Consider the following 8,675-nt stretch of genomic DNA (forward strand, 5'->3'; position numbering starts at 1 on the left):
CTCGTTCCGCTTCGCGGACCGAACCGGCCCGGCGCAGCGCGCCGGGCGTTCGCCAAGGCGCGCGGCAGTGCCGCGCAAGCCGCCTTGGCTCACCCTTGGCCTGCTCTCCGCACCCCCAGCCCGCCGGCCGGCGACTTTGGGGCAGATGACAGAGCGCGACTTCGGAACGCCTTTCTTCGAGCGCCAACCAAGTGCCCAGAAGTCGATGGCCAGGGCGGTGCGGGACCGTCCGCGCATGGATGCCGCGGAAGAGCCTGCATGGACACATTTACGGCGTGTCCCGCGCTGCCCTGGCCATCGGGTTCCAAATAGGCGTTCCCCGCACTTGAAAGAGGAACCCTCTTTGGCGTCCTTCAACAGCTCAATGGCTGGTCAAGGGGGACGACTGGCTTCGAAAAAAGTGGGGAGACCTCAGGCCGAGGCCCACCCTACGGGCTTCCGGAGTAACGCGGATTGATTCCCTCTGTCCCGAATGACGGTGCCATTTCCGTCGTCCCGCTCCGGGTGCGCCGGGGCGATCCCCGGCCAGGGTCCGCCCGCTTTACCAGGCAAGGGCGCTTCGTCCGGCGAGCGCACCGAGCGCGCAAGCGATCAGGATCGCCAGCGAGTACCAGACCGAAACGAACAGGGTGCCATCGTTCACGCATGCAAGCGTGTAGGCGAGCGCGCCGATCGAGCCCGCCAGCAATCCAGCCATGGCGCCGGCGAGCGCCGGACGGGTGGGCGTGGCGCGGCGCAGCGCCAGCAACATCAGCGCCAGCGCGGGCAGCGATGCCATCACGATGGCCAACAGGCAGACAGGAACCGAAACCGCACGCGCTCCTGCCAGCGTCACCTTGTCGTCCAGCAGCATCATTCCCGCCACCAGGACCAGCACGGCAGGCGCCAATGCCACGGCAAGGCGCAGGGAAGCGCCCGGTGTACCGGCCGCACGCACCAGCGACAATCCTGCAATGGCGAAGCACACCATCGCAACGGCTTTGTACAGATACATCGGTGAGAAAACGTGGCTGGCAAGGTCGTCGCGAATTCCGAACGCTGCCGCAACCACCAGCACGGCCAGGGCAAGCGAGATCCCAGTGGCGGCAAGCAGGCGTGGAAGCAGGGCGGGATGCTGAGGGCGCACCGCGCCAGCTTCGCCGGCCAAGCGTTGAATCAACGCATCGGTCTGCCGTTGAGTGTCGTGTTCCATCGTCTAGGTCTCTTTGCCTTGCGCCAGTTTCAGTAGCCGCGCCAGTCCCCGATGAAAGGCGACCCGCACCGTTCCTTCCTTCATGCCGATGGCCTCGGCCGCTTCCTTTGCCGACATGCCTTCCATGCCTAGCTTTCGGACCACCGACTGCTCGACCTTCGGCAGCTCGGACACCATGCGCTCGAGTCTGCCGCCGGTGTCGCCAGCAAACTCCGCGCCGTCCTCGAACAGGTTCGCCCACTGTTGATCGCTGAGATCAACCCGCGCGCGAAGTTCGGACCTGCGGCGCCGCACAACATCGATGGTCTTGTAACGCGAGATCGCTCCCAGCCACGGCAGCAACGGCCGGTTGCTGTCCCACTGGTCGCGCCGCAGGTGAACGGCCATCAGGACTTCCTGCACGACGTCCTCGGCCTCGCCGGCGTCCAGGCCCGTACCGGAAAGCCTGCCGCCTACCACGCGCCGCAGGACGGTGGAGTACTCCTTCAGAAAGTCGGCGTAGCGTGATGCATCGCCCGCCCGTTCACGGCGCAGCGCATCGGCCCAGTCCTGTTCAGGCAGCGGCACGGACGTTCTCGAACTGAACAAAGCCGGAATCCGGCGATGGCAGGAATGTAACACCTGCCCATTCGCCAGCGAATACCTGCACGAAGCCATTCTGCTTCCTTCCCGGAGTTCACCCATGAGCAGGTTTTTCCCCACCATCGCATCAATCCTGATGGCGCTGCTGGCATTTGCCGGCGCCACTGCGCAGGCCAGCGAACCGCCACCTCCACAGGCCCGCAATGTCGTCCTCGTGCATGGCGCCTGGGCAGACGGCTCGAGCTGGAGCGAAGTGATTCCCTTGCTTCATGACGCCGGGCTCAATGTGGTCTCGGTACAGAATCCGCTCACCTCGCTATCTGACGACGTTGCGGCCACCCGCCGTGCGCTGGACCGGCTGGAAGGGCCCACGGTCCTGGTGGGCCACTCGTATGCGGGAACCGTGGTGAGCGAAGTGGGCGCCGACCCGCGCGTGACCGGCCTGGTCTATGTGGCCGCGCGCGCACCGGATGCGAACGAGGATTTCGTTGAACTCGCCAAGGGTTTTCCGACCATGCCGGTGCGCGCCGGCATTGTTGCCAGCGACGGATTCTTGACCCTGCGCGAGGACGCGTTTCTTGCCTACTTCGCCGACGGCCTGCCCATGGCCAAGGCGAAGGCGCTGTTCGCGGCCCAACAACCGATCGCAGCCGATCTCTTCGCCGGCCGGACCACGGTTGCGGCGTGGCGCAGCAAACCGTCCTGGTATGCCGTTTCGAAGGATGACAATACGACGTCGCCGGAACTGCAGCGCTTTCTTGCAAAGCGGATGGGCGCACGCGTCGTGGAACTCGACAGCGGACATTTGTCGCTGCTGTCGCACCCGCAGGAGATCGCACAGCTGATCCTGGCTGCCGCAGGCCGCTAGCGCGATTCATCATTCAACCTCTTGGCAGGAGTGTACGCACGCCGCATCCGAATGCGCCGCAGGGGCGGGCCGCGTTCCACCTCCCCGCCTGCCTCAGCCGCCACTGGCAACTCCGTGACCGCAGTCGAACTTGGCCTGGCGGCATGCCGAACGCACCGGCGGCAGTGCTATCGTTTTGCCATGGCCAAGACCACCACCCCCATCCGTTTCGAAGCCAAACTGTCCCGGCCGGCGCAGCCCAAGGGCGCGACGTGGACGTTCCTGGTTCTGCCCGCCGAGGCCAGCGCCAAGCTGCCCGCGCGCAGCCAGGTCACCGTGGACGGCACGCTGGACGGCCATGCCTTCCAGGCCACGCTGGACCCGGACGGTCACGGCAGCCATTGGCTCAAGGTGGACAAGGCGCTGCGCGAAGCCGCCGGCGCCGCCGTGGGCGCCACGGTGACGCTGGAAATGGCGCCGGTGGAAGTGGAACCCGAACCCAAGGTGCCGCCGGATGTGCGCAAGGCGTTGAACGGGCATCCGGCAGCCAAGGCGCAGTGGGCCAGTCTTACGCCGGTGGCGCGCCGTGACTGGATCCACTGGATCACCTCGGGCAAGAAGGCCGAAACGCGGGTCAAGCGCATCGCCACCGCCTGCGACAAGCTGGCCTGCGGCCAGCGCCGCGCCTGCTGCTTCGATCGCTCGGGCATGTACAGCAAGGGCAACATGGGCGCGCCGGAAGCGGCGGAGTAGTCGCATCGGGCCGCGATACCTGCCGGCTGCGCTGAAGAGGCCGGCGTGCATGGCGCCCAGGATGGGATTTGGCCAGTCCTCCTGCGCAAGCCGGGGCACAGCGATGCAGGGAACGAACGGCGGACCAATGGGTTAACATCACGCCCCCGCACGGGAGTACGTCGTCCATGAGCAAGAGCAAGCCCACCCATCCCCACGTCACCCAGGAGCAGGCCGAAGACGCCGTCCGCGTGCTGCTGGAATGGGCCGGCGAGAATCCGCAGCGCGAAGGCCTGCTGGACACGCCCAAGCGCGTGGCCAAGGCCTACCGCGACTGGTTCAGCGGCTACCAGATCGACCCGCGCGAATACCTGGCGCGTACGTTCGAGGAAGTGGCCGGCTACGACGAAATGATCGTGCTGCGCGACATCGAATACGAAAGCCATTGCGAACACCACATGGCGCCCATCATCGGCAAGGTCCATGTGGGTTATCTGCCCGACGGCAAGGTGGTGGGCATCAGCAAGCTGGCGCGCGTGGTCGATGCGTATGCGCGCCGTTTCCAGGTGCAGGAGAAGATGACCGCGCAGATTGCCCAGTGCATCCAGGACGTGCTGCAGCCGCGCGGCGTGGCGGTGGTGGTCGAGGGCGCGCACGAATGCATGACCACACGCGGCGTGCACAAGCGTGGGGTCAGCATGGTGACGTCGAAGATGCTGGGCGAGTTCCGCGAAGACGTGCGCACCCGCACCGAGTTCCTGCGCTTCATCGAGGCCAACGGCAAGCGTTGAGTGGCGGGCGGTGCCGCGGGACCGCGCGGTGGTGTTCCGGAGTGAGCCGGTGATGGCCGGCTCCTAGCCCCTCCCCTTGCGGAGGAAGGATTGGGGAGAGGGGAGCGCAGCGCCAGCTACGCGCTTTGCCGTAACGATGAAAAGCACGGGCTGAGCCCGCCCGGCCCCCGCGCGTGGCGCTCGGTCGCTCATCTGCAGAGCAGGGTCCGCTAACCGCCGGCGAACGTGTCCCAGCTCATCCGCGCAATCAGCACCAGCACCAGTGCGATGAACAGCTTGCGGATCACCGGGGTGCCGCCATGCAGCGCCAGGCGGGTGCCGGCGACGGCGCCGGCCACATTGGCCAGCGCCATCGGAACCGCGAACGCGAACAGGATGTGCCCGGCCGGGATGAAGAACGACAGCGCCGCCAGGTTGGTCGCCAGGTTGACCACCTTGGATGCGGCCGAGGCGCGCAGGAAGTCCAGGCCGAAGAAGCGGATGAACAGGAAGATCAGGAAGCTGCCGGTGCCCGGCCCGAACAGGCCGTCGTAGAAGCCGATCGCTGCGCCCATCGCCAGCGCGATCGCCAGTTCGCGGCGGCCGACCTGGCGCGGCCGGTGCAGCGAACCGAAGTCCTTCTTGATCAGCGTATAGGCCAGCATCACCAGCAGCAGCGCCAGTACCAGCGGGCGCACCGCTTCCCTGGGCAGCAGGCTGACCGCGGTGGCGCCAAGGAACGAGAACGCGAATGCGGTGGCCGCGGCAAACAGCACCGGCCGCCACGGGAACCGCACCGCACGCGCATAGCGCCAGCTGGCCACGGCGGTGCCGGAGATGGCGCTGAACTTGTTGATGCCCAGCAGCGTGGCCGGCGCCTGCTGCGGCAGTGTGGTGAACAGCCCCGGCAACTGCACCAGGCCGCCGCCGCCGACCGCGGCATCGATCAATCCGGCCATGAAGGCGATGCAGACCAGCCACAGCAGTTCGGGGAGCAACTGTTCCAACAACGCGTCCAGGGCAAAGGGCGCGCAAGCATAAGCCGGTCCCCAGCGCTTGTCAGTGCCCACATGGCGGAAACAGCGTTCCGCTGCAGGTTGCCGATGCGTGCGGCCGCCGCCGGCGGCACAATGCGGCGATGAATCGATCTTCCGATGATGCCTGCCCCTGCGGCAGCGGCCGCCACTATCCGGACTGCTGCGGCCGCTACCATGCCGGTGCGGTCGCGCCCGATGCCGAGGCATTGATGCGATCGCGCTATACCGCTTACGTGATGAAGGACGAAGCCTACCTGCGCGCCAGCTGGCATCCGGATACCTGCCCGGCCGAACTGCAACTGCAGGATGCACTCGGCGCACGCACCGTGTGGCTGGGGCTGACCGTCAAGCGCCATGCCGTGACCGGAGCGGACAGCGCCGAGGTGGAATTCATCGCCCGCTACCGCAGCGGCGGCGCAGCGGCGGTGAAGCTGCACGAAATCAGCCGTTTCGTCCGCAGCGATGGCCGCTGGCTGTACCTGGATGGTATTCATCGCTGAACCTGCGCGTCCACGGTCAATGATGCGGGTCGCATCTGCCGGCTGGACGCGGCAAAGTAGACGGCCGTGATCCGGCGAAGGACGCCTGCATGATGAACAAAGCTCTCGCGACCGGCCTGTGCGCCGCGGTGCTGTGCGCCGTGGCGGCGCCTGCGCTGGCGCAGGCGCCGGCAGCGGCGCAGACAACGCCCAGTCCCGCATTCGCCACCTGCCTGGCGCGATTGAAGGGCCAGGCCGCCTCGCAAGGCGTCAGCGCCGCCAGCTTCGAACAGTTCACCGCCGGCCTGCAGCCGGACATGAGCGTGCTGGACCTGCTGGATGCGCAGCCGGAGTTCACCACGCCGCTGTGGGACTACCTGTCCGGACTGGTCGACGAGCAGCGCGTCAGCGACGGCCAGCGCATGCTGGCCACCCATCGCGAACTGCTGGCGCAGGTGTCGCAGCAGTACGGTGTCGATGCGGCTACGGTCGTGGCGGTATGGGGCGTGGAAAGCGACTACGGACGCATCTTCGGCAAGCGCCCGCTGCTGGCGTCGCTGGGCACGCTGTCGTGCTTCGGCCGCCGCCAGCCGTTCTTCCAGGGCGAGTTCATCGCCACATTGAAACTGCTGCAGGCTGGCGACATCCGCGCCGAAGGGTTGACCGGTTCATGGGCCGGTGCGTTCGGCCATACCCAGTTCATGCCGTCGACCTATGCGCGCATCGCCGTCGATGGCGATGGCGATGGCCGCCGCGATCTGGTGGCCAGCATTCCCGATGCGCTGGCGTCCACCGCCAACTACCTCAAGCGCGCGGGTTGGCGCAGCGGCGAACCGTGGGGTTATGAAATCGGTATTCCCAACGACTTCGATACCGGCCTGGCAGGGCGCACCAGCCGGCGGCCGTTGTCGGACTGGCTGGCGCGCGGCGTCAAGCGCGTCGATGGCGGCGCCATCGACTTGCCGGCCGACGCCCGCGCCGCCGTGCTGTTGCCGGCCGGACGCAGCGGGCCGGCGTTCCTGGTGCTTCGCAACTACGACGCAATCTATTCGTACAACGCCGCCGAAAGCTATGCGCTGGCGATCGCGCTGCTGTCCGACCGCCTGCGCGGCGGCAGCGGGCTGGTCACGCCATGGCCGACCGACGACCCCGGCCTGTCGCGGGTGCAGCGCAAGCAGCTGCAGACGCTGCTGCTGGCGCGCGGCCATACCATCGGCGAGGCCGATGGGCTGATCGGCAGCAATACCCGCCGCGCCATCCAGGCCGAACAGCAACGGCTGGGCCTGGCCCCGGCCGATGGCCGCGCCGGCCGCAGGATTCTGGCTGCGCTGGAGGCCGCGCCTGCGGTCGCGCCCGCCAAGAGCACTGCATTCGCGCTGCCGCCCGGCTATGCCGAATTGATCAACTCCCCCGTCACAAGGACTTCCGCCATGTCAGATGTTCCCGGCCTGCGCCTGGGCGTGTTCCAGGGCTTCGATGCCCTGCTGATCGAAACCCCGCATTCCACCGCCGCGGTCGCCCTGTTCGGCGGGCAACTGCTGTCGTTCGTGCCCAAGGGCGGCCAGGACGCGATGTGGCTGTCGCCGCTGGCCAAGCCGGGACCGGCGCCGATCCGCGGCGGCACACCGATCTGCTGGCCGTACTTCGGCCGTCAGGACCAGAGCAACGAGTTGCCGGCGCATGGCTTCGTGCGCACGCTGACCTGGTCGCTGCGCGAGGCGCGGCGCGAGGACGACGGCACGTTGCAGCTGACGCTGGTGCCGCCGCCGCTGCAGGGCCTGCCGCTGACGCTGGAAATGACGCTGCGCATCGGGCGCAGCGTGGAACAGCAGCTGGTCACCGCCAATACCGGCACTGAAACCGTGCGCTTCACCCAGGCGCTGCACAACTACTTCCGCGTTTCCGATGTGGAACGGGTCAGCGTGGTGGGACTGGACGGGCTGACCTACCTGGACAAGAACGACAACTACAGCCGCTATCAGCAGCGCGGCGACTGGAACCTGCACGACCCGCGCGACCCGGGCCGCAGCGACCGTACCTACACCGACGCCGGCGGCCGCTACGAGCTGCGCGATCCGGGCCTGCAGCGCAAGGTGGTCATCGCCAGCGAAGGCAGCCGCACGCTGGTGGCATGGAATCCCGGCGTCGCCACCGCCGCGGGCATGGCCGATGTGGGCGCCGAGCACTGGCGCGAATTCGTCGCGCTGGAGCCGGCCAACGCCGGCCCGGACGTCATCGCACTGGCCCCGGGCCAGCGCCATGTGCTGAAGCAGACGATCAGCGTGGAGCAGTGGAAGCCGTAGGCCTCGCTTTTCACCCTCCATCGCAAAGCACGCAGCTGGCGCCGTGGCCCCCTCACCCCAACCCTCTCCCCCGCGAGCGGCGGAGAGGGGGCAGATCGCGTGGCGACGGACAATCCGGTCCCAGTGCTCCCGACTCTTCTCCCCACACGTGGGGAGAGGATGCCGAAGGCAGGTGAGGGGGCGAGCGAAGACAACCTCGCTGCGGAGCAAGTACGCGCGCAGCGTTCGCCGCAACACCCGAGGTTGGCCCGGCAAGTGCGGCCCCCTCACCCCAACCCTCTCCCCCGCGAGCGGGGAGAGGGGGCAGATCGTGCGGCGACGAAAATCCGGTCCCGCTGCTCCAGACTCCTCTTCCCCACACGTAGGGGAGAGGATGCCGAAGACAAGTGAGGGCGACGAACAATCCGGTCCCGGCGCTCGACTCCTCTCCCCCACGCGTGGGGGAGAGGATGCCGAAGGCAGGTGAGGGGGCGAGCGAAGACAACCTCGTTGCGGAGCAAGGATGCGTGCAGCGTTCGCCGCAACGCCCGAGATTGGCCCAGCAAGTGCGGCCCCCTCACTCCAACCCTCTCCCCCGCGAGGGAGAGGGGGCAGATCGCGTGGCGACGGACAATCCGGTCCCAGTGCTCCCGACTCCTCTCCCCACACGTGGGGAGAGGATGCCGAAGGCAGGTGAGGGGGCGAGCGAAGACAACCTCGTTGCGGAGCAAGTACGCGCGCAGCGTTCGCCGCA

Annotated in this window: 8 protein-coding genes; 5 read left to right on the forward strand and 3 right to left on the reverse strand. The window is 67.6% G+C overall.

Going from position 1 to position 8,675, the window contains the following annotated elements:
- Positions 1-541 precede the first annotated feature (541 nt).
- Both CRO39_RS18775 and CRO39_RS18780 read right to left on the reverse strand, forming a co-directional pair.
- The gene (locus CRO39_RS18775) at positions 542-1,192 is read right to left on the reverse strand and encodes an NrsF family protein (RefSeq protein WP_097123510.1); all 651 of its coding nucleotides are present in this window, start codon (positions 1,190-1,192) and stop codon (positions 542-544) included.
- Between the two features lie 3 nt (positions 1,193-1,195).
- Complete coding sequence (locus tag CRO39_RS18780) at positions 1,196-1,759, reverse strand: sigma-70 family RNA polymerase sigma factor (RefSeq protein ID WP_202926335.1); 564 nt, start codon at positions 1,757-1,759, stop codon at positions 1,196-1,198.
- A 151-nt stretch (positions 1,760-1,910) separates the two neighbouring features.
- Here CRO39_RS18780 and CRO39_RS18785 point away from each other — a divergent pair, with 151 nt between their 5' ends.
- The 3 genes from CRO39_RS18785 (at position 1,911) to folE (ending at position 4,144) form a co-directional block, all read left to right on the forward strand.
- Positions 1,911-2,642: an alpha/beta fold hydrolase gene (locus CRO39_RS18785; RefSeq protein ID WP_238394671.1), complete on the forward strand. Its 732-nt coding sequence runs from the start codon at positions 1,911-1,913 to the stop codon at positions 2,640-2,642.
- 180 nt (positions 2,643-2,822) lie between these two features.
- Entirely contained in the window at positions 2,823-3,374 is a 552-nt protein-coding gene (locus CRO39_RS18790) for a YdeI/OmpD-associated family protein (RefSeq protein ID WP_097123513.1), read from the forward strand.
- A gap of 167 nt (positions 3,375-3,541) precedes the next feature.
- Positions 3,542-4,144, forward strand: coding sequence for a GTP cyclohydrolase I FolE (folE, locus tag CRO39_RS18795; protein ID WP_097123514.1), 603 nt, complete (start codon positions 3,542-3,544; stop codon positions 4,142-4,144).
- Between the two features lie 209 nt (positions 4,145-4,353).
- Here folE and CRO39_RS18800 read toward each other — a convergent pair whose 3' ends face one another.
- Positions 4,354-5,133 (reverse strand): sulfite exporter TauE/SafE family protein, encoded by a 780-nt coding sequence (locus tag CRO39_RS18800; RefSeq protein ID WP_097123515.1) that lies wholly within the window; start codon positions 5,131-5,133, stop codon positions 4,354-4,356.
- Between the two features lie 128 nt (positions 5,134-5,261).
- Between CRO39_RS18800 and CRO39_RS18805 the strand changes: the two genes are divergently transcribed.
- On the forward strand, positions 5,262-5,660 hold the full coding sequence (locus CRO39_RS18805) for a YchJ family protein (RefSeq protein ID WP_097123516.1): 399 nt from the start codon (positions 5,262-5,264) through the stop codon (positions 5,658-5,660).
- Positions 5,661-5,752: 92 nt separating this feature from the next.
- On the forward strand, positions 5,753-7,942 hold the full coding sequence (locus CRO39_RS18810; RefSeq protein ID WP_097123564.1) for a lytic murein transglycosylase: 2,190 nt from the start codon (positions 5,753-5,755) through the stop codon (positions 7,940-7,942).
- Positions 7,943-8,675 lie beyond the last annotated feature (733 nt).

Source organism: Pseudoxanthomonas wuyuanensis (genome assembly GCF_900215535.1).
GTDB classification, from domain to species: domain Bacteria; phylum Pseudomonadota; class Gammaproteobacteria; order Xanthomonadales; family Xanthomonadaceae; genus Pseudoxanthomonas_A; species Pseudoxanthomonas_A wuyuanensis.

Bases quoted from the DNA above. Each gene is read 5' to 3' on its own strand.
- CRO39_RS18785 (WP_238394671.1), top strand. From the start codon at position 1,911: ATGGCGCTGCTGGCATTTGCCGGCGCCACTGCGCAGGCCAGCGAACCG.
- CRO39_RS18790 (WP_097123513.1), top strand. From the start codon at position 2,823: ATGGCCAAGACCACCACCCCCATCCGTTTCGAAGCCAAACTGTCCCGG.
- CRO39_RS18805 (WP_097123516.1), top strand. From the start codon at position 5,262: ATGAATCGATCTTCCGATGATGCCTGCCCCTGCGGCAGCGGCCGCCAC.
- CRO39_RS18775 (WP_097123510.1), bottom strand. From the start codon at position 1,192: ATGGAACACGACACTCAACGGCAGACCGATGCGTTGATTCAACGCTTG.
- CRO39_RS18810 (WP_097123564.1), top strand. From the start codon at position 5,753: ATGAACAAAGCTCTCGCGACCGGCCTGTGCGCCGCGGTGCTGTGCGCC.
- folE (WP_097123514.1), top strand. From the start codon at position 3,542: ATGAGCAAGAGCAAGCCCACCCATCCCCACGTCACCCAGGAGCAGGCC.